This window comes from Yersinia sp. 1252 StPb PI (assembly GCF_048593885.1).
Taxonomy (GTDB): Bacteria; Pseudomonadota; Gammaproteobacteria; order Enterobacterales; family Enterobacteriaceae; genus Yersinia; species Yersinia enterocolitica_E.
Window position 1 is genome coordinate 1 of sequence record NZ_JAZGQE010000530.1, and the last position, 349, is coordinate 349.

Sequence of the window (349 nt, forward strand, 5' to 3'; positions counted from 1 at the left end):
GTATTAATTGATGATAATTATTATCTGAGATACTTTTATGATTTTCATACCATACTACTTTTATGGTATCTTGCTTACGGTTGACATCACTAAATAAACACATTACCAATCTCTTTTGTTTTTCATTAATATCAATTGTTAGCTTTTTAGTATGAAAATGAATCTTGTTCATACAGCAATCCAGTGATATCTCTTTTTCATAATCAATCACTCCTTTCCCATTGACATCAATAAACTTACTGCCAGAGACAACAGAGACTGTATCGACATACATAAATAACCCCTCAAATACATTCACTCGGTTAATAAAGACCAATCACATACAACATTGATCTGATAAGAAAACAAG

General features: G+C 30.1%; 1 pseudogene. It reads right to left on the reverse strand.

The features are described 5' to 3' along the window. Positions 1-274: pseudogene (locus tag V2A85_RS24625) on the reverse strand (helix-turn-helix domain-containing protein); the annotation flags it as partial. Between the last annotated feature and the right edge of the window lie 75 nt (positions 275-349).